The organism is Neptuniibacter sp. PT8_73, assembly GCF_047778045.1.
In the GTDB taxonomy this organism is placed as follows: domain Bacteria; phylum Pseudomonadota; class Gammaproteobacteria; order Pseudomonadales; family Balneatricaceae; genus Neptuniibacter.
The window spans coordinates 1278487-1298937 of record NZ_CP180545.1; the positions used below are offsets into that span (position 1 = coordinate 1278487).

Annotated in this window: 23 protein-coding genes; 20 read left to right on the top strand and 3 right to left on the bottom strand. The window is 42.1% G+C overall.

Annotation, left to right across the window (positions count from 1 at the left end; genetic code table 11):
• Nucleotides 1–273 precede the first annotated feature (273 nt).
• From ACMXYN_RS05555 to ACMXYN_RS05575, 5 genes are all read left to right on the top strand, one after another.
• Nucleotides 274–2286, top strand: a complete 2013-nt coding sequence (locus ACMXYN_RS05555; protein ID WP_415893865.1) for a methyl-accepting chemotaxis protein — start codon at nt 274–276, stop codon at nt 2284–2286.
• Between the two features lie 232 nt (nt 2287–2518).
• Entirely contained in the window at nt 2519–2926 is a 408-nt protein-coding gene (locus ACMXYN_RS05560; RefSeq protein ID WP_415893866.1) for a hypothetical protein, read from the top strand.
• Nucleotides 2927–3024: 98 nt separating this feature from the next.
• On the top strand, nt 3025–3594 hold the full coding sequence (locus ACMXYN_RS05565) for a phosphoribosyltransferase (RefSeq protein WP_415893867.1): 570 nt from the start codon (nt 3025–3027) through the stop codon (nt 3592–3594).
• A gap of 30 nt (nt 3595–3624) precedes the next feature.
• Complete coding sequence (locus ACMXYN_RS05570) at nt 3625–4209, top strand: DNA-3-methyladenine glycosylase I (protein ID WP_415893868.1); 585 nt, start codon at nt 3625–3627, stop codon at nt 4207–4209.
• Between the two features lie 63 nt (nt 4210–4272).
• Nucleotides 4273–5277: a class I SAM-dependent rRNA methyltransferase gene (locus ACMXYN_RS05575; protein ID WP_415893869.1), complete on the top strand. Its 1005-nt coding sequence runs from the start codon at nt 4273–4275 to the stop codon at nt 5275–5277.
• On the opposite strand, the gene ACMXYN_RS05580 is transcribed toward ACMXYN_RS05575, so the two are convergent.
• Nucleotides 5274–5597, bottom strand: a complete 324-nt coding sequence (locus ACMXYN_RS05580) for an MGMT family protein (RefSeq protein WP_415893870.1) — start codon at nt 5595–5597, stop codon at nt 5274–5276. The genes ACMXYN_RS05575 and ACMXYN_RS05580 overlap by 4 nt on opposite strands.
• Nucleotides 5598–5696: 99 nt before the next feature.
• Between ACMXYN_RS05580 and ACMXYN_RS05585 the strand changes: the two genes are divergently transcribed.
• From ACMXYN_RS05585 to ACMXYN_RS05610, 6 genes are all read left to right on the top strand, one after another.
• Nucleotides 5697–7163: a protein adenylyltransferase SelO gene (locus tag ACMXYN_RS05585; RefSeq protein ID WP_415893871.1), complete on the top strand. Its 1467-nt coding sequence runs from the start codon at nt 5697–5699 to the stop codon at nt 7161–7163.
• A gap of 54 nt (nt 7164–7217) precedes the next feature.
• Complete coding sequence (locus ACMXYN_RS05590) at nt 7218–7661, top strand: MarR family winged helix-turn-helix transcriptional regulator (protein WP_415893872.1); 444 nt, start codon at nt 7218–7220, stop codon at nt 7659–7661.
• Between the two features lie 40 nt (nt 7662–7701).
• Nucleotides 7702–8331 (top strand): glutathione S-transferase family protein, encoded by a 630-nt coding sequence (locus ACMXYN_RS05595; protein WP_415893873.1) that lies wholly within the window; start codon nt 7702–7704, stop codon nt 8329–8331.
• Between the two features lie 51 nt (nt 8332–8382).
• Nucleotides 8383–8685 (top strand): hypothetical protein, encoded by a 303-nt coding sequence (locus ACMXYN_RS05600; protein WP_415893874.1) that lies wholly within the window; start codon nt 8383–8385, stop codon nt 8683–8685.
• Between the two features lie 311 nt (nt 8686–8996).
• Nucleotides 8997–9200: a cold-shock protein gene (locus ACMXYN_RS05605; protein ID WP_415883947.1), complete on the top strand. Its 204-nt coding sequence runs from the start codon at nt 8997–8999 to the stop codon at nt 9198–9200.
• 278 nt (nt 9201–9478) lie between these two features.
• Complete coding sequence (locus ACMXYN_RS05610) at nt 9479–9826, top strand: hypothetical protein (protein ID WP_415885270.1); 348 nt, start codon at nt 9479–9481, stop codon at nt 9824–9826.
• Nucleotides 9827–9890: 64 nt separating this feature from the next.
• On the opposite strand, the gene ACMXYN_RS05615 is transcribed toward ACMXYN_RS05610, so the two are convergent.
• Nucleotides 9891–10211 carry a DUF3301 domain-containing protein gene (locus tag ACMXYN_RS05615; protein ID WP_415883949.1) on the bottom strand — a complete coding sequence of 107 codons (321 nt, stop codon included), beginning with the start codon at nt 10209–10211 and terminating at the stop codon, nt 9891–9893.
• Nucleotides 10212–10314: 103 nt separating this feature from the next.
• Between ACMXYN_RS05615 and ACMXYN_RS05620 the strand changes: the two genes are divergently transcribed.
• From ACMXYN_RS05620 to ACMXYN_RS05630, 3 genes are all read left to right on the top strand, one after another.
• Nucleotides 10315–11028, top strand: coding sequence for a DUF599 domain-containing protein (locus ACMXYN_RS05620; RefSeq protein ID WP_415890706.1), 714 nt, complete (start codon nt 10315–10317; stop codon nt 11026–11028).
• A 164-nt stretch (nt 11029–11192) separates the two neighbouring features.
• Nucleotides 11193–13118: a molecular chaperone HtpG gene (htpG, locus tag ACMXYN_RS05625; protein WP_415893875.1), complete on the top strand. Its 1926-nt coding sequence runs from the start codon at nt 11193–11195 to the stop codon at nt 13116–13118.
• 147 nt (nt 13119–13265) lie between these two features.
• Nucleotides 13266–13706, top strand: a complete 441-nt coding sequence (locus ACMXYN_RS05630) for a hypothetical protein (protein WP_415893876.1) — start codon at nt 13266–13268, stop codon at nt 13704–13706.
• Between the two features lie 197 nt (nt 13707–13903).
• Here ACMXYN_RS05630 and ACMXYN_RS05635 read toward each other — a convergent pair whose 3' ends face one another.
• Complete coding sequence (locus ACMXYN_RS05635) at nt 13904–14467, bottom strand: TetR/AcrR family transcriptional regulator (protein ID WP_415893877.1); 564 nt, start codon at nt 14465–14467, stop codon at nt 13904–13906.
• 88 nt (nt 14468–14555) lie between these two features.
• Here ACMXYN_RS05635 and ACMXYN_RS05640 point away from each other — a divergent pair, with 88 nt between their 5' ends.
• From ACMXYN_RS05640 to ACMXYN_RS05665, 6 genes are all read left to right on the top strand, one after another.
• The gene (locus ACMXYN_RS05640; protein ID WP_415893878.1) at nt 14556–15704 is read left to right on the top strand and encodes an aromatic ring-hydroxylating oxygenase subunit alpha; all 1149 of its coding nucleotides are present in this window, start codon (nt 14556–14558) and stop codon (nt 15702–15704) included.
• Between the two features lie 16 nt (nt 15705–15720).
• Nucleotides 15721–16323: a DUF2141 domain-containing protein gene (locus ACMXYN_RS05645; protein ID WP_415893879.1), complete on the top strand. Its 603-nt coding sequence runs from the start codon at nt 15721–15723 to the stop codon at nt 16321–16323.
• A 9-nt stretch (nt 16324–16332) separates the two neighbouring features.
• Entirely contained in the window at nt 16333–16734 is a 402-nt protein-coding gene (locus ACMXYN_RS05650; RefSeq protein WP_415893880.1) for a hypothetical protein, read from the top strand.
• A gap of 1005 nt (nt 16735–17739) precedes the next feature.
• Nucleotides 17740–19017 carry a hypothetical protein gene (locus ACMXYN_RS05655; protein ID WP_415893881.1) on the top strand — a complete coding sequence of 426 codons (1278 nt, stop codon included), beginning with the start codon at nt 17740–17742 and terminating at the stop codon, nt 19015–19017.
• Nucleotides 19014–19835, top strand: coding sequence for a hypothetical protein (locus ACMXYN_RS05660; protein ID WP_415893882.1), 822 nt, complete (start codon nt 19014–19016; stop codon nt 19833–19835). The genes ACMXYN_RS05655 and ACMXYN_RS05660 overlap by 4 nt, the downstream gene beginning before the upstream one ends.
• Nucleotides 19819–20298 (top strand): hypothetical protein, encoded by a 480-nt coding sequence (locus ACMXYN_RS05665; protein WP_415893883.1) that lies wholly within the window; start codon nt 19819–19821, stop codon nt 20296–20298. The genes ACMXYN_RS05660 and ACMXYN_RS05665 overlap by 17 nt, the downstream gene beginning before the upstream one ends.
• The last annotated feature ends 153 nt before the right edge of the window (nt 20299–20451 follow it).

Consider the following 20451-nt stretch of genomic DNA (forward strand, 5'->3'; position numbering starts at 1 on the left):
TTTGTTGATAGGTCCCTCTATGAATAAAATCCTTTAATTACTTAGGGTTACTTTACGAATGGGAGGGAAGGATCTATAACATAGTAGTGCTTTGGTTTTGTTTTATTGCTGCTTAAGTATTGTTTTTGCCTGATGTGGTTGTTTCAAAGGCCCATGAGTAGCTTTAATGCGATAAAGAGCAGAATAATCTGTAAAGATTTGTAGTTATATAGTGCTAGAACGCAATCTTTCTAAGAAAAATAACGGCGTTTCATAGCAAAAGGTGGAAGTAGCATGTCTTGGTTTGGTCGAAGTAAATCCTCTAAAAAATCAGTTGTTGATAACGATGTTATTAAGGTTCAGTCGTTAAGTAGCAGAGAAATTTCCGCCGAAAATCTCGAGTCGCTGAAATTTGAAGGGGCGTCTACAGCGCTGGTTTTGGCATTTATATCGCCCCACTTAGATTTTGAAGGCACAGTACGTCAGTTAAAATCAGCGCTGCCGGATGTCTCGAAAGTTGTTGGTATCATGACTGCAGGGGAATTGAGTTCTTGTGGTGCGAGTCTATATCACGAAGCGGATAGTCATTGGGATCACATTGTAGTTCAAAGCTACAGCCAAGCGGTGTTTGCGGATGTACACATCAGTTCTATCCCTCTACATTGTGAAGATATCCGATCTGGCAATGTCACTATGACACGTAAAGAGCGTGTTAATAAGCTTGCTGCAGAGTTTAGTCGAGTAAATGTACCTTTCGATATCAATTATCAAGATACGCTAGCGCTGACCTTCTTTGATGGCTTATCCGCGAGTGAAAACTTCTTTATGCAAGGTTTGTATGAAAGTGGTGAATTCCCATGTTATTTCGTCGGTGGATCGGCTGGTGGTAAGTTAGATTTCCAACAAGCATTGGTTTATGACGGTGATCGTGTTGCACATAACCAGGCTGTAGTGATCTTTGTTAAGTTGGCTGAAAATACTCGTTATGGTGTATTTAAGTCGCATAACTTTGAAAAAACGCCGACCTCCTTCGTTATTGCAGAATCTGATGTTCATTCTCGTACAGTGAAATCCGTTATCAAGGATGGCAATTACCAATTAACCAGCATTGTCGACTTGCTGTGTGACCACTTTAAATGCCCTGCGTCTGGTTTGGGTGATGCTCTGAATGGTTATTCCTTTGCGGTAGAGATCGGTGGAGAGCTATTCGTACGTTCTATTGCAGGCATCAATGAAGCCGATGGCAGTATCGCGTTCTTCTGCGACTTAGATTTTGGTGATCGCTTATTCTTGGTTAAAGCGAAAGACTTTGCGCAAAGTACCAGTCAATCTTTCCGCAACTTTATGCATGGCAAACCAGGTAAACCTGTAGCTATGTTGGCAAATGATTGTGTTTTACGTCGTTTAAACAACGCGATGAACTTATCTCAAGTGCATGACTTTGACGACATCAAAGTAGCGGGTTTCTCTACCTTTGGTGAGCTGCTAGGTGTACACATGAACCAAACGCTAACGGCGTTGTTCTTTTTTAAAGTACAACCGGGTGAGCAGTTTAAAGATGAGTACGCGGATAAGTTCCCGTTCCACTACAGTAACTTCCGTCAGTACTTCTTGAATTCAAGAATTAATAGTCTGGAACAGATTAACCAACTGCAAAGCAACCTAGTTGAGTGCATGGGTGAGTACCGTCCGTTGCTGCGTAAGATGGTCGACAGCTTCGGTCAAGTTGCGGGTTATGCACAAAGCACGGGTAGTGTGTTGAATGATATCCAGCGTAGATTCCTAGGCTTCTCCCAAGATATTGAAACTCAGAGTAGTGACCGTCAGGCCTTGCACACCAAGGTTGAAGATCTAAAACATAACTCGGAAGAAGTACTATCTATCTTGAGCGTTATCTCGGGCATCGCAGACCAAACCAACCTGTTGGCTTTGAACGCTGCGATAGAGGCGGCACGAGCAGGCGAGGCAGGTCGAGGCTTTGCGGTGGTAGCAGATGAAGTCCGTCAGCTATCTCATAATACTCAGCAAAGTTTGGATCAGACAGGCAAAACAGTTGATGCTGTAACCAGCTCAATCAACTCTATCCGAGAAACCATTACTGATACTGAAGAGTTTATGGTGCAGATCTCTGACAGCTCAAAGAATTTAAGTTCGGAGATGCAGAGTTTGGTTGAGTCTTCTACACAAGCTGATCAGCAGGTACGTGATAGTATCGACTATATTTCTGATGTTGAATCGGAAATGGATCACATCGACCGTGAAGTCGAGGCGATCGATCGCTTAAGACAGTTAGATATTCAACGTTAAACCAATATATTGGTGATTTGATTTCTTGGGAAAGCCGCGCTTATGAGCGTGGCTTTTTTGTTCCTCACTGCTTAGAGAAAACAAGCCAAATAACTGTAGCTTAATGCTTTACATATTAAGTTTAACTATAGTAAGTTGTATTTCCTAATATTAGAAGCTCTTGATTTAATGTGAGAGCTTTGAACTTAACTATAACGAAAATTATGTGATTTCTAATCTAGGGATAGATGAAATGGAATGGATTCTGGCGTTGATTGCCGTCGTCATTGTGGGCTTGTATTTACACAAGCAGCACAAAATTAAACGTGAGCTCAAGAGTAAAGCCGATAAGCGCTACAGAGCGGTATCTATTGAGTCTGGCTTATATCCCTGTGCTGCCGTTGATCAATTAGGTGAACGTCGCTTCTTCCCAGATAAAGCCCCGATGATTCCTCTGCCGGGGTGTAGTGCATCCCAAAATTGTGAATGCCGCTATCGTCACCATGCTGATCGTCGTGATCCTGAAAACGAAAGGCGAATTGATAACATTATTTCAGCACAAAAAATTGGCGAGCAGCTAGGCGGAAAGTTTTCTGGGCGAGAGCGCCGCAAATTTCATAAAGGTCGCCGTTGGCAAGAGCGGCAAGCCAATCAAGCCTGATCGTTCTATTCAAGATCAACTAAACATCCTGCTTTGTTATATAGCGCTATGAAAGGCTATGATATCTCTCATATTCGATAGTGAGTGAAGTAGGGCAGATGAACAAGGTTTATATAAGCGCTCAACAGTTACTGGAAGACTCTACCCAGATGGCGCTGCAGATTTTTGAAAGTGGTTTTCGTCCCGATTACATTGTCGGTGTTTGGCGAGGGGGGGCACCTGTCGGAATCTCTGTACAGGAAGTGTTGGCTTGTCTTGGGGTTCAGTCTGATCATATTGCGATACGAACTTCATCTTATACCGGCATAGGTGAGCGCAGCCGGCAGATCAAAGTACATGGTTTAACCTACCTTATTAAGCGCTTAGAGTCTGAGGATTCTCTGCTTATAGTGGATGATGTACATGACTCCGGTTTAAGCATTGCGCAAACGATTAAAGAGATCAAAGCGGCGTGTAAGAAAAACACGCCAGAGATCAAAATAGCGACTCCTTATTACAAGCCTGAAAATAATCAAACGGGTTCAGAGCCTGATTTTTATGTGCATATAAGTCAGGATTGGTTAGTGTTTCCCCATGAACTTGAAGGTTTGACTCAAACTGAAATTTTACAGAATAAGCCCGAATTTTCGGCTGTCGCTGCCAAGATGGCTGAGCTAGGGCGTTTTTAACAGCCCTATTACGATTAACATGGAACCCTTATGAAAGTATCGGAAAGAGATGGTAAGAAGCGTTGCTTTGGGAATAAACCAGGGCAAGAGTTTTATGCCGATTATCATGATAATGAATGGGGTATTCCAGAAGACGATGATCAAAAACTCTTCGAAATGTTGATTCTCGAAGGTGCTCAGGCCGGCCTAAGTTGGGAAACTGTTTTGCGTAAAAGGGAAGGGTATCGTAAAGCCTTTTATAACTTTGATGTCGAAAAAGTTATGAACATGACTGATGCTGAGCTGGAAGCGCTTCGTGAAAACCCAGAGATTATCCGCAATAAGCTTAAAATCTATTCAGCGCGTAAAAATGCGTTAGCTTTCCGTGCAATACAAAAAGAGTTTGGCTCGTTCTCAAGCTACCTTTGGGCTTATGTTGATAACAAGCAGATTGTGAATCATTGGCAGAAATTTGAAGAGGTGCCCGTGACCACTGAGGTCAGTGATGCGCTTTCCAAAGATCTTAAAAAACGCGGCATGTCGTTTGTCGGCTCAACGATTATCTATGCATACATGCAAGCTGCCGGTTTAGTTGATGACCATCTTGCAGAGTGTTGGTGTCGAACGGATCGATAAAAATTTAGCTGATAGGCAAGTGAAGGGGTACAATGCTGCGCTTCACTGCTTATGGACGTTGAAATGTCGGATCTTACTTCCCTGTTAAAGCATGCTGATTTAGCTCGTGCTGAATTGTTACCTGCGTTGCATGCTGAAAATACCAACTGTTACCGCCTGTTTCATGGTACGAATGAGGGAGCATCCGGTTTAAACATTGATCGTTACGGTCCGCAGCTTTTAATTCAAACCTTTCATGAAGCTTTATCAACTGATCAAGTCGATCTGATCAGTGATCATTACGCGTCTCTATTTGAAATAGAAGAGGTGGTATATAACGATCGCAGTGCACGTAACTCGCGCCGAGAAGATGAGCATGACAAACGAGGATTAGAACTCGTCGGTCAGGAGCTGGGTATTAACTACCGAGTGAGAGGCAAGCATGCGGGGCAAGATCCGCTGCTGTTTCTAGATATGCGTGTAGGTCGTCGTTACGTTCAAGAACATGCCCAAGATAAATCAGTTCTGAACTTATTCTCTTATACCTGCGGTGTCGGTGTTTGTGCGGCTGCTGCGGGCGCATCTAATGTGGTGAATGTTGACTTCGCAGAACGAAATCTAGATGTAGGTAGAGAGAATGCCGAGCTTAATCAGCTCTCTGAAGATCGTATTGAGTTTATTCAAAGTGATTTCTTTACCGCAGCGAAACAGTTTGCAGGCATCCCAATCAAGCAGCGCGTGAAGAGGGGACAGAAACCTCGTCAGTATCTTAAGCTTGATGAGCAACAGTTTGATCTAGTCTACCTCGATCCACCACGTTGGGCGAAAAGTCCTTTTGGTACGGTAGATCTGATTCGTGATTATCAAAGTGTTTTAAAACCATCCATCTTATCTACGAAACCTGGTGGAACTTTGGTGTGCACTAACAACGTTGCTAAAGTAGAGATGGATGAGTGGCTCGATCTGGTTAAGCGTTGTGCGAATAAGGCAGGACAGCCTGTGGTGGATTATGAGTTACTACAACCCGAAATAGATTTCCCTTCCGTTGATGGCCAGCACCCTTTAAAGATTGCTGTACTGCATTTTTAAGGTTGCCAGCGATAATCCTTCAGCCTGATCTTACCGTGGATCAGGCTAATTCCTTCATTTTCTAATCGTTCTCTTTGACGGCGGTAAGCTTCACTATCTTGCGGGAAAGATATTTTACCTTGGGTATTAATAACTCGATGCCAAGGTAACTGCGTATCTTTAGGTAATTGGCTTAGTGTTCTACCCACGGCACGAGCCATATTTGATAACCCTGCCAGCTCTGCAACCTGACCATAGGTAGCTACTTTTCCTTCTGGAATCATGGCAACGATCTGCCAGATCTTCTCTTGGTAACTCGGGTTGTTTGAGGCGTTAGTCATAGCAGTGAAAATAACCTTATAAGAGAGGGGATGATAGTACCTGAGTAAAATGCTAGGGTAATAGAAAGTCTACACCAAGAGTTAAGGGATACTATCATCATGGCTTCGCTTGAAAACCTCAACTTTGATAACAGCTACTTGCGGTTGCCAAATCTATTTTATCAACAGATAGAGCCAACTCCCTTACGTGATCCTTTTTTAATTGCATTTAATCCTGATGTTGCAACCTTGCTGGATCTAGATGCTAATAGTGTCCAGTCTGCTGATTTGGCTAACTATTTCGGTGGTCAAACGCTATTACCAGGCAGCCAGCCTCTTGCCATGAAATATACGGGTCATCAGTTTGGCGTATATAACCCGGAATTGGGCGATGGTCGTGGTCTATTATTGGGGGAGGTTGTAAACAGTAAAGAGGAGCGATGGGATCTTCATCTTAAAGGCTCAGGTAAAACAGCGTTCTCTCGTTTTGGTGATGGTAGAGCTGTACTGCGTTCCAGCATCCGCGAGTACCTAATCAGTGAAGCTATGTCTGGGCTTGGTATTCCAACCACTCGCGCACTAGCGTTGGTTGGCAGTAAAGAGCAAGCGATGCGTGATGGCATGATGGAACCCTGCGCAGCACTTTTGCGTGTAACTCAATGCCACGTGCGCTTTGGACACTTTGAATATCTCTATTACTCCCGTCAGCATGATGAGTTAAAAGTCTTAGCTGATTACTGTTTAGATCGTTTCTACCCGAAGTTTAAAGAGGCCGATAACCCTTATCAGGCGATGTACGAAGAGGTGATTCAGCGCAGCGCTGAGTTGGTCGCTAAATGGCAAGCTTATGGTTTTGTTCATGCTGTCTTAAATACAGATAATATGTCGTTGCTAGGCGAAACTTTCGATTATGGGCCGTTCAGCTTTTTGGATACCTATAAGCCGAAGCTCGTGAGTAATCACAATGATCATAAAGGCCGCTACGCTTTTGAGCGCCAGCCTGAAATTGTGCAGTGGAATTTGTCCTGCCTCGGTCAGGCTTTATTAACATTGATTGATAAGAATGATGTGATCGCGCTATTAGATAGCTATCCCGAGCGATATAAAAAAGCAGAGCTAACTGAATTTAGACGTCGTTTAGGTTTACAGGTAGATGAGCAGGGTGATAGTGAGCTTGTGCGAGAATTGTTGCAGCTATTTGCGCAACAAAATGTCGATATGAATCGATTCTTCCGAACTCTGTCTAATTTTGACGGTAGTGATGAATCGATTGCTGATTTGATGAAGCTGATCAGTTATCCATCAGCTTTAACGCCTTGGCTATTGAAGTACGAACAGCGTTTGGAAAATGAGCCAGCGAGCCAACCGATTCGAAAAGCGCAAATGCGTTCAGTTAATCCTCAATTCATTCTACGTAACTATATGGCCGAAGAAGCGATTCGATCTGCGACGGATGGTGACTTTACTTTAGTTAATGATCTGATGGCCTTACTGAAAAATCCGATGCAGGATAATTCAGCTTTTGAGCACTATGCTGAAGCAACTCCAGAATGGGCAGGTGGTATCTGCTTAACTTGTTCCTCTTAAAATTATTTTTATATAGAGGTTGATAATCATGCATATGCATATATAATTAATCTCATGGATACTCAAAATGACATAATGCGACTAGAAAAGCTCCCGTGCCTTAACTTCAGTTTAAGGAAGGCCGTCAGGGTTCTAAACCGAATCTATGATCAGTATTTAGCTGAGGCAGGTTTAACGGGTGGGCAGTTCAGTATCTTATATGTTGTTAATGAACTAGATGTAGCTACAAATAAAAAGCTACAGAGTATTTTGGTTTTGGACCAGACAACCTTAACTAGAAATTTAAAACCATTGCTCAGAGAGGGTTACCTCTCATCTATACCTAGTGTGACGGATAGACGTCAGAAAAATCTGAGCCTAACACCAGAAGGAAGAATTAAGTTCCTTGAGGCAAAAGAGCAATGGTTTAAAGCGCAACAGAAAATCTTTAAGGAGTTAGGGCCAGAGTTAAGTGAGCAGCTGATTTCTTTAAGTGATACCGTTGTGAAATTGGATTAATTTTTTACGTATAAATACATGTATATGCATGGTGATGATTATGGAGCTTTTTACTTACCCTTTAACTTGTAACGCAATCAAGGTCAGCTTGATTTTGGCTGAATTACAGATTGAACCTGAATTAACACTGATCACCTTGAATAAAGGTGAGCAAAAGAGGGCAGAGTTTTTGAGTCTAAACCCGAATGGCACGATTCCCGTCTTAAAGGATCAGTACAAAGTACTGTGGGAATCTAATGCAATTTTGTTTTATTTGGCCAAGGCATATAACTCGCCGCTGTCGGCGAAAAACTTCCTAGAGGAGGTTGAAGTGATGCGTTGGCTGAGTTGGCAAGCGTCTGAGTGGAGTGCTGCCAGTAGCGGTTTTGCACATCATCGTGTGATGCGGCCTTTTTGGGGCTTAGCGTCAAATGAAGAAAGGTTAGCTGCACTGGATAACTCTTTTAAAAAATATGCAGCAATTTTAGATCAGCAATTATCTTGGCAGGATTTTCTGATTTCAGATGATATTAGCATCGCTGACATTTCTGTTGCCTCTACATTGATGTTCTGGCGAGAGGCTGAGATCCCTATCGAGGACTACAGCAATCTACATGAGTGGCTTCAGCGTTTAGAAAATCAGTCTTGGTGGCTGGATACAAAAGAAAATTTAAATAATTTTTTAATATAAAAGCATGTATATGCATTTATATTAAATCAAATCCAAAGAAAAAGGTGTGTTATGAAAACGTTAAATAAAAGTATGTTATTGGCTGTACTTCTAATTCCTGCAACACAAGGTTTTGCAGATCAACAAGAGGAAATGATCAATTATCTTCACAGCCCTGCAGCGCGCACTGCTGATGTCCAGCATCAGGCTAATGCGGAAGGAAGTTCGGTCGCTGATCAATCAAAAGTTATGATCGCTGATTTGAATACGCCGTATTTGAAAAGCGACATAGTTAAAGCTGATATCAAGCAGAAAGGAATGGGGAAGGATGCTCAACTCGTAATGATCCAGAATTTGTTAACAACCCGCCTTTAAGATTTGTGCTACAACCCAAATTTACCCCTCTTCGCTAAGTATAGAGGGGTAAAAGCGGCTCAATTATTACGATTCATTCATATCTCTATAATTAGATTGAAATGATTGAATTTAAGGGAAAAAAATCGTTGACCTTTCCATAGATAGCTCTATAGAATGAAGATCGCTTGAAAGTAAGCCGTATATTTATGTACACCATTTCGAAGTTCTATCAGTACCTCGTCCTGTTTTTCATAAGTAATCACAGCACTTCCAGCACAATCCGCCTGTAAAAGGGCAAAAATTACTCTGAAAGATATAGGACTATAGATATGTCTACTACTGGTACAGTTAAATGGTTTAACGAAGAAAAAGGTTTTGGTTTCATCGAGCAGGAAAACGGCCCAGACGTTTTCGCTCACTTCTCTGCGATCCAAGGCGACGGCTTCAAAACTTTGACTGAAGGTCAGAAAGTTGAGTTCACTGTAACTCAAGGCCAGAAAGGTCCACAAGCTGAGAACATCGTTAAGGTTTAATCCTTAGCTGATATTCAGTTTGAAAAGAAGCAAGGCTAAGGCCTTGCTTTTTTTATGCCTGAAATTTACTCAGTGTGAATTATTTCCGCTCTTTATGGTCCAATTTAAGCGGTAAATCGTATATTTATAAAAGCGCTCAGGAAAAGAAGTTGGTAGGTCTTCCTGCAATCTTCCTTGAGCTTGCCATATAAGTGCAGCTAATGCCCTTGGATGTAATGGAATAGGAGAAGGAACGAAGTCGATATAAAGCGCGCGTAATTTGCGTCGGAGTATTGATTATGAAACTTTTACTCGGAACCACTCTAGCACTTTCTTTATTAATCCCTAGTGTCGCTTCAGCCCACACGCAGCAAGATGCAATGATTCATAATTTGCTTAATCCGCAAGCAAGAACCCTGCTATGGGCTTATGCTCTGCCCGAGAGAGAGATGAATGAAGTCGCTCAAAGTGAAGTCTTTATCAGTGATTTTCTTAACCCGTCTGGAAGCTATACTCCCAAAATGATGACAGATATGGATTCCATAAATAGGCAGTTTGAAATGAACCCAACTGCGGCGGGAGAAATGATGTCCGATGAGGCTGAATCAACCTATATGATAGAAGGGTTATACAACCCTAGTTTATAAAGGTATGTATTCAAAAGCCCTAGTAATATGGATGTTAATACTAGGGCTTTGGAGCTGATCGGGGTTACTGCATACGATGGGGATCAAGCTGAAAGTCGGTGATTGCCTTGCCTAAAATTACGACCCTTCCGCTATAGCGTTCTTCGCCTGTTGAGGAAAACTCGAAATTATATGAGCGCCAGATCCTGATCTGCCCCTTAGCATCCCGTTTAAGCCAAAACCCTCTCAAGTTTATATTGTCATCAAGAAGCTGTAACTCAAGTTCCTTACACTGCCTGCGGGTATATCTAAGTGCGACCTCTTTAATCTTTTGTGACTGCCACCAGTGATACATCGCAAAGATGATTAAGGTGATCCAGAAGAGGGCTTCAATATCTATATACATCGATTTCTTGTTTCCAAGGATTTATGGGTTCCTTTGATTGTGACTTGTTTTACAATGAGTTGTTTCAGATTGCACGATTAATTTTCTACTCAGGATCGAATAGATGTCATCTATCTCCCAGTTTGTAATGGATAACTGGCTTAATCTTCTGGCACTTATATGGTTTTTGATCTGCTTCAAAGGCTATATGTATTACGCACGTAAACGCAGTTATGAAACGCCTTGCCTCGCCAGTGTTTTACATATGTATCGAAAAGAGTGGATGACACGCATGCTCACCCGTGATGTTCGAATTGCTGATACAACGGCGATTGCCAATCTGGAGCGTAGTGTTTCCTTCTTTGCATCCACTACCATGCTGATACTTGCGGGTTTGATGACTATATTAGGCTCTACTCAGCAAGCGATTGATGTGGTGGCGGATATCCCATTTACCTTCCATGCGACGCGTGCAGAGTGGGAATTGAAGATTCTTCTTCTGATTACGTTATTTGTTTACGCTTTCTTCAAATTTACCTGGAGCCTGCGCCAGTATGGATTTGTCTCCATTATGATTGGCGGTGCTCCAGGGCCTGAAGAGCACATCTCTCAGCAGCAGGCGGATGCGCACTCTAATCGTATTGCTAAAATGACCTCAATGGCGGCAAACAGTTTTAACCTGGGTCTGCGTACCTACTATTTCTGTTTGGCGATCTTAGGTTGGTTTATCAACCCATGGATTTTCATGGCGCTGACCGCAGGGGTTGTTGTGATTCTTTATCGACGTGAATTCAAATCGTCTACTCTCAAAACATTGATGATGAGCGCAGGCGAATAAAAGTTAAAAACCTCTCCCTTTACGCTTGAAAAGGTTTAGCACGTCCCAATATTCCAGTTATTGGCGGAGAGCTTGCTAAGGTTCAGCAAGTTCTCCACTACAGTTTTGTTGCTTTAGGGCGACACTGTAGTTTTAGAAATAACAGACATATTGGATAAGTGTTGATGACTACTGAAACGCGTACAGAAACTCACGGTTTCCAGACTGAAGTGAAGCAGCTGCTTCATTTGATGATTCACTCCTTGTATTCAAATAAAGATATTTTTCTGCGTGAGTTAATCTCTAACGCATCTGACGCTGCAGAAAAATTGCGTTTCGAAGCGCTTTCAAATGGCGCGCTTTATGAAAACGATGGTGATCTAAAGATCAACATCAGCTTTGATAAAGGAGCTAAGACCCTAACTATCGCGGACAATGGTATTGGTATGAGCCGCGATGATGTGATCGAACACCTAGGTACGATCGCTAAATCGGGTACTGCACAATTCCTATCTCAGTTAACGGGCGATCAAAACAAAGATAGCCAGTTGATTGGTCAGTTCGGTGTTGGTTTCTACTCCTCTTTCATCGTTGCTGACAAAGTAGAAGTTTTCACGCGTAAAGCTGGCTTGCCTACAGAGCAGGGCGTTCACTGGGTCTCTGAAGGTGAAGGCGAATTCACTATTGGTGAAGTCGAAAAAGCGGGCCGCGGTACTAGCATCGTACTTCACCTAAAAGAGGGTGAAGAGAGTTTTGCGGACGGTTTCGCACTGCGTGGTTTGGTACGTAAGTACTCTGACCATATCTCTATCCCTGTAATCATGCAGAAAGAGGCGATGCCTAACTTCGGTGAAGAGGGTGAAGAGAAAGAAGCCGCTGCTGAAGAGCCAGAAGATGAAACAGTAAACAGTGCAACAGCGCTGTGGACACGCAACAAATCAGAGATCTCTGAAGAAGAGTATCAAGAGTTCTACAAGCACATCTCTCACGATTTTGGCAATCCATTAACTTGGGCGCACAATCGCGTTGAAGGTAACATGGAATACACCAGTCTATTGTTCGTGCCAGAGCGTGCGCCATACGATCTATGGAACCGTGAAGCGCCAAAAGGCCTTAAGCTATACGTGCAACGTGTATTTATCATGGATCAGGCGGATGAGTTCTTACCTCTATACCTACGATTCATGAAAGGTGTGGTCGACACTAAAGACCTATCCTTAAACGTATCTCGTGAGATTCTTCAGAAAGATGCCAATGTGGATAAGCTACGCAGTGCACTAACTAAACGTGTACTGGATATGCTAATCAAGCTGGGTAAGAACAATGAAGAGAAATACGCAGCGTTCTGGAAAGAGTTTGGCCAGGTTCTAAAAGAAGGACCAGCGGAAGACTACGGTAACCGTGAGAAGATCCTTAAGTTGATGCGCTTCTCTTCTACTCATGCTGACAGCGAAGAGCAGAATGTATCTCTGGATCAATACATCGAGCGTATGCAGGAAGGTCAGGACAAGATCTACTACGTTGTTGCTGATAACTACAATACTGCGAAAAACAGCCCACACTTGGAGATCTTCCGTAAGAAAGGTATCGAAGTACTGCTAATGACTGATCGTATCGACGACTGGATGATGAGCCAGCTTCAAAACTACGATGAGAAAGCCTTCCAAGATGTCACTAAAGGTCAGCTAGATCTAGAAGAGACAGCGACTGAAGAAGAGAAGAAAGAGCAGGAAGAAGCAGCTAAAGAACTAGAAGGCCTTGTTGATCGCTTGAAAACAAGCCTAGGTGAAAAGGTTGCTGATGTTCGCATCACCAATCGTCTAACTGATTCTCCAGCATGTCTTGTTCTAGGTGAGCAGGATATGGGTCTACAGATGCGCCAGATTATGGAAGCAGCAGGTCAGGCAGTGCCAGACACTAAGCCAACATTTGAGGTAAACCCTGAGCATCCACTGATCGAAAAATTAGATAAAGAAGCAGACGAAGACCGCTTTGGTGATCTAGCTTCTGTTCTATTCGATCAAGCAGGCCTAGCCGCTGGTGCACAACTAGATGATCCAGCAAGCTACGTTGCGCGTTTGAACAAACTACTACTTGAGCTAAGTGCATAATCAAGTAGTTAGATTCTAAAAAAGCGGCTCTATATGAGCCGCTTTTTTGTAAGTTAAGCTTAACCTTAAGCTTTGAATCTAATTAAGGGATATATGTAGGTTTAAGCCAGTTCGCATATTTTCTATTACTTCAGCGAAGGAATACTGATGAAATTCATGCATTCAGGACGTAAACATTATCTGGAATTTTTGCGAAATTTAACGCCGCAAGTTTTATTGCTTTCATTCGCGTTAACAGTAGGCTCTCGGCTCAATTTTGGAGTTATAGACCTTAGCAACTGGCTTCCAACAAGTATTTTTTTCGTATTGTTAATAGCCTTCTTTTCGGCATTTTTCGCGAACAGCTACCAGTTTGTGGCTGGCGTATACGGAGACTTCGGTCGATGGTCAGATAGGATCAGCAGCGCTGCTGCTTCAAATGCCAAGGTTGGTCGTGAGCGCATTCTGTTTATTACTACTGCTCTTTGGCGTTCTAAAAAAATGGTATTTTTAGAAGTTGTCTTTATCTTATTCTTTATACAAATTGCATTTTCGGTCGTGACTGTTTCAGCTATGTTAGCTGCAACTCGACAGTTTGGTTTATCTTAGCTGGCTGCTTGCTTTGTTTCGAGTGGGGCCGGTTTGCCTAGGTCTTGCTTGTTGGGCTCTTAAGCCTATGAGGCTGTTACATGCACAATACGAGACCAGCCCCTTCTGTTTCTCATACAGTCAAGAACAGTTGAATCTTGAAGTTAAGTAAGCGTCAAAATAGACTTGCTCAATGAAGCTATAGGTTAAGCCGAATTTTATGTACTCGTTTGGATTCCCTTGAGTAAGGTATGTACTAGCTGTTGTTCTACGTCGTCTTTATTCATTGCGCCTTGAGCCAGCATCCATGAAGCACTGTAGAGCAGGCTGTCCAATACCGAGACTACCCAATCAGGTGTTAGGTCGGCATTGATCTCCCCTTGGCGTTGTCCTTGCTGGATCCACTGCTTAACAGTTTCCATCTGTTTTCCGTACAAATCTAAAAACTCCTGATCCATCTCTATCAGCGTCCACACCATCTGCAGAAAATGGAAACGGTCGGCTAGGGGTAGCAGTGCCGCAATCAATTTGCGAAAAGCAGCCTCTCCCTGATTATCACTAGTGATAATCGGCGTCATCGCATCTTTAACAATCTCCAACGATTCGACAGATATAGCTGTAATCAAGTTTTCTCGGGTAGGGAAGTGTCTGTAAAGCGTTGCGCGTCCAACACTCGCTTGGCTTGCTATCTCACTTAGAGATGCGTGCGGGTTGTGCAGCAATACTTGAAAGCTGGCATCCAATAAAGCGCGCTGTGATTTCTTTATGCGTAGATCTGTCATGTTAAATTCTCATAATGAGACATTGTTGTATCATAAATGCCCTGCTAATATGATACACAAGTGTTTCATATTATATAAGAGATTTGCCATGACAAAGCTATTTGAACGTTATAAGGAAACAGCCAGTCTTCCTCTGGGCGAGGCATGCAGCTTACCTTTTGCTGTTTATAAAGATAGCCAGGTTGCAGAACTGGAAGCAGAAAACATCTTCCATCAGCAATGGGGTTTTGTCTGTGCTACCGGCATGTTAGCTGAGGTCGGCAGTTACTTCGCCTTTACGCTAGCAGGTGAATCTGTTGCGGTGGTTCATGGTAAAGATGGCCATATCCGAGCTATGTCTAACAACTGTAGCCATCGTGGAACACCCTTGTTATCAGCTGGCTTTGGTCATATAGAGAAAAACATCGTCTGCCCTTACCACGCTTGGACTTACTCAGATAACGGCGAGCTAAAAGGTGTGCCTTTCGATGCCCAAAAATGTGTTGATAAACAGCGTCATGAGTTACCCAAGTACGCCTTACAAGAATGGATGGGCTTACTGTTTATCAACCTGTCCGATAATCCGAGTGATCTCCTGAGTAGCTTGAACAAGATCAACCCTTATCTACAGCACTACAAAATGGAGCGCTTCACTCAAGTCTATGGCGGTGCTAGCGAACACTGGAACAGCAACTGGAAGCTAGCCGTTGAAAACGGTATCGAGAGCTATCACCTGTTTATGGTTCATCGCGAAACTCTAGAGGTAAATACCCCTAGCAAAAAGGCCTATTACATTGCTGGTGATGCCAATTGGAGTCTGACGGGTGGTGAGATAGTCGAGCAGCGCAGCGCATTGTCTCGGTTTTTCTCCGGTGATACCCCCGAGCCTCTCAACCATTATGTCCTGATTTATCTGCCACCGGGCTTTATCGGCATTCTTACCTATGAATCTTTTGATTGGATTGCTGTTACCCCAGATGGCCCAGAGCACTGCTTTGTTCAGGGAGGCGGGTTGGCAGAACATGCGCCTGATAAAAGTGATAAAGCCAGTAGCGAGTTCGCTGCGGCGTTTTTACAGGAAGACAAAGATATCTGTGAACTGGTGCAAAGCGGCATGGGCTCTAGGCACCACAAGGGTGGCACATTGCTGGAAGTAGAGCGTATCGTCGTGGACTTTCATCAGTATTTAGCCAAACACTTATTTGGCGCGCAGGTCAGTCCTTTCCATGAAAGCGATGCTGCTGGAATGTTCAAATAATTAGCAGGGGTAAAACATGATACGTGCCATTATTTATGCGGTTCTGGTGTGCGCAATAATGACCATCGGGCTGGTGGCTTTAGATCTAAATAAGGATAAGCCGGTTTCTGCTCTATCAGAAAAGAAGGAACTATCTGAAGTTGATAAACAGCCCACGAAAAAGGCCGTTGCTATACAGATCAAAGCTGCAAAGAGCGAAGAAGATCAAGTTAAGCCCCAACAGGTAAGTCAAAAACAAACAGGCATCATGCTAACCGCGCTAATTAAAGGTTTGCGCAGCGATAAAGGGCAGATCATCGCCCAGTTGTTTGATAACCCGGATGCGTTTAACAACAATCGTTATGATCAAGCCGTCCGCACCTTAGTGATACCTGCTAAAAGCTTCTCTGGAGAGCTGAATTTCAATCAGTTACCACGCGGTGAATATGCACTGGTGCTATTTCATGATGCAAATAACAACCAGCAGTTTGATCAAACCAGCTCGCTGATTGAGGGTTATGCCTACTCAGCTAATCTAAGTAAAACTGCAGCGGCTAAAACTACTGTGGTGACTTTTCGACAAGCAGCCGTCCGTACCGAAAGCGACACAAAACTGAATATTAGCCTGATTTACCACTGAGGACTTTTTATGGCAAGGTCAGCACCAACGAGTGTCAAAGTAAAAGCCTCGGGCCCTAGTCCTGTTGAGGCTAAGGGGAAGGAAGAGGCTAAGAAAAACCAGCAGCCATCTCCAAAAACAGGCAAGGTTTGGCCTTGGAAAACCCTATTGGGCCTAACACTCATCCTTACCGAGTTATGGCTAAATACCGGCATTATCTGGGGCGTATTTATGCTGTTGTGGGCCATTATGGGCATCAGCTCAGGACAGACATATATTCTGGAAATTCTGCAGCGTCGAGAACACCCAATTCTGTTCTGGTTCACTATCCATCTATGGCTGCTGTTTGCAGCATTCTTCTTTATGAGTAATCAGCATATCTACTCTTTTTGTCTGGCTGTGATAGCAAAGCTTGGTGCTGTGTTTGGCTGAGATTAATTGGATGCAATCTCGTGCGGGTACTGTTTTATGAGCTTGACCTGCTGTCCAAGGTCTAAAAGCTCATGTTTTTGATAGTTGCTTTTCACTCAACTATAAGTTAAAAGTCTTATAAAACAAATAGATGGAAGTATAGCGTAGATGAAAGCGGCCCTCGTATATCAATTGAGATAGCGCATTTGCGGTTTGTCACGGAAGGATTTTTGCAATTTCTCGTTTATTCCTACCTTTTCAATTCTCTACATCTGTTACTAAAAGAATTAAAGGGCTCTGACCCCTTTAATTTAAACGGGGTCATAAGTAAAACGGGGTCACGTCTTGCGTATTGCATTCTGGATGAGCTCTTTGATTTCGTATGCACAATGCAAGACCTGACCCTTAGGTTTCCTATCTATGCTTTCTGTGTGGCTGTGATTGCAAAGCTTGGTGCTGCTTTTAGTTGAGGTAGATTGGGTGCTAATTCGCACAGGCACTGCTCGTGAAATAAATAATCCTAAGTTCATTGTTCCTGAAAGCCCTTGCTGGAAAGAAGGGGCTTTTTTGGTTGGGCGCTACCTACTGTTTAAAACCAATATATTTGATAGTTGATTTACACTCGGAGTTAAGTTAAAAATTTATATAAAATAGACAGATGGAAGTCTAGTGCAAGTGCAAACGTCTCTCATATATCAATTGATATAGCGCATGCGCGGTTTGTCATGGAAGAATCTTTGCAATTTCTCGCTTATCCCTTCCTTTTTGATTACTTACATCTGTTATTAAAAGAAGTAAAGGGCTCTGGCCCCCTTTATTTTTCTACGCAGTTGAGCTGTGCGCTATAGCTCAGACAAATGGAGTCAGAGTATAAATTATTGAAAATTTACTCTGCCCCCCAATTTTTCAACTTTTCGTAAATTATAAGTGCGTAAGAGTTTAATAAAATTATTATCTTAGCTAGTTAAAATATCTTATACGGATAGAAGTAAGATTGATTTTCTTGTTATATATTTGGAGGATGACATGAAAAAATACCTACTAACCTCATCTTTGATCTTTACATCTATATCAGCGAATGCGGTCGATTTTAATCAATGCATTAACGATATTTCAAATAACGTAAGAGAAACTTTAAAAATTGATAGTGATAAGTCATTGAATAAATCTACTCGTGATTGGTTTTGCGATGATTCAAGTTTTTATTCATATTTGAAAGAAAATAAAGATGCTGATTTGTCAGTGATATTAAAGAAGGTTCCCGTTGAATTTAAGTACGAGGGAACTAGTGAAGAAAGTAAAAGGCAACGTAGAAAATATTGCCAGGAAAATCAATTTAAAATGGATTCTAGGGAGTTATATTCAACCGTTAGATCTGTATTGTCAAAAGATTACGTTGATGCATTAGATGTCTGTGTTAAAGGTTTAGAGATAGTTCAGAATGTTAAAAATCCTATTAATGTAGTGTTAGAGCCTCAAAGTAAATCACTTGTTAAATTAAAGATGAGGGCTACGCCAAGGAGTTTTGGTGAATTAACACCTATTGTTACTTCAATGGAGGGAAACATTGATTGCCCAGCACTTCCTGGCCGAGGAGTTCCATTGTCGAAAGATTTTTATGAAATGGTTTGCAAGTATAACTTAAACGCTTGCGAAGTCGGTTATATGAATGTAACGACGAGCACTGATAAAAGTGTTGAGGGTTCTTTTTCTGCACCAAAGGATGGAAAACAAGGTGATGTAATAGTTCGTTATGATGAGCCTGTAAATAACTGGGTTTACGACGAAAGAGCATCAGTCTTTGGCCATACCTCAGGGGGCAATTTGGAGTGTGATGATGATGGCTCTTACGAGGGTGGTCATGCTACAGGGGCTTTGTCAGCATCAGTTGATCAAGGTCGTCGTATTAGTATAAAAGGCGTCAGTATAAGCTGCTCTGGTGGCGCTAGTTTTACATGTAGTTCTAGCTCGCAACCGGTTTCTGCAAGGCAAATACAAGCGCATATCCAGCATCACAGTTGCGCTGGTTCGCCACGTTTTACTATGTCTTATAACATTGAAAAGTTAATTGAGGAAAATCAAGCTAAAGAGAGCAGAATTACCAGTATTACAGCAGGGAGCAGTACAGCAGTTGTTATTCCAGCTAATGCTAAAAATGTAGTGGTGGAAATTACAAAGGAAAATGGAGAAACAGTTGTTGTGGGTAACCTAGATGAGCAAGGTGCAACCAACGCTTTTCAAGGCTTTTCTGCCTATAGAACAAGTACAGGCGTTACTGTTCACTCCAGTGACGATTGTTTATGATTTTTAACCAATATGAGGGGGCAGTAGCTCATTCTAAGTTATTTGCCTCACAAAATACGCCGCATATTCAAGCCAATGTGGGATTGATTATATTTGCGGCTACATTTGAGCTTTTTAATCCAAGCTCTTTTCAAGGTGCTAATTTTATTGAGGGAATTGGGCAGATAGGCTTGTTTATTTCCTGTGCCCTTTATTACAGGAAAAAAAATGATGAAGCAATTATTGTCGCGGCACTTTCAATTGGAATAATTTTTTCCCAAGCCTGGATGACGATGGCCAATCATAGTTGGTTAACATTATGGCTGTTATTTCCTTTAGCTGTGTCTAAAATTTTAAAACTAGAATTTGATTTAATTAACTATGCTCGTTTAACGCTAGCTATTGTTATGTTTTTTGCGGCTTTACAAAAGTTGGTTTCTGGTAATTATGTTGATGGAAGCTTTTTAAGTTATTTGGGTCAGAATGGTAGTCTAACAGAAAGGTTTTTCCTATTACCGTGTTTGGCTAGTTCAAATGTTAACTGTGCTGCTTTGGTTTTAGTTTCATGGGTTTCAGTCTGTTGGCAGTTTACTATTGCAATACTACTTTTCTCTGGCAAAGCAGGAAAACTGATTGTCATGATCGAATTGTTATTTTTCTTTATTGTTGCGTTAGTTACTGATGAGCTAAACTTTCTTATTATAAACCTTGCTGCATTGAATTTATATTATCGCTTTTTTGATGTGGAACGGTTTACCTATGTTTTTTTTGGTGTGCTATTTATTGACTATTTTACAATAAATCAGATCTGGTATGTTGTTAATGAAATACTGGCTTAATAAGTACTTTAGCTTGATGGGGATGTTTCTGGCACTACAGTTAAGTTGGTGTATAGCTCATGTATTACTAGTGAGTAATGGTGATGTTAATCCTTGGAAATTGGGTGGTTATGGTATGTATACAACCCCTGCATATTGTCCATTACCAGAAATAACGATAGAAGGAACTAATTATGTACCGAGTAATAGAGTGTATTCAATCTATAAGCGAGAAATGTTGGCAGGGTGTTTGTCGACTCTCAGGGATTTCTATGAAACTTTATTGAAAGAACTGCATCAAAAGCGAGAAGCTCTGGCCGGTTTGACGATCAAATTCCATCATACAGAGCTTGATAAGGAAACTATGAAGGCTAAATATGTAAGCTCAGGCCAAGCCAAAATAGAGATAAATAACGGTCTTGTAACTATAAATGAAGAGTTGTGTTCACGGATCAGGAAGTTGACATTTAATCTCGACTTTTAACTGAGATAAATGGGCTCGGAGTATGATTTATTGAAAATTTAATCTGACCCCATGTGTTTTAGGTGATTAGAAATAAAATGAAGTCAGGTCTTGTATGTTGAATTCTGTATACGCTTTTTTGGGTGATGTATGAACAGTGTAAGGCTTAACCCT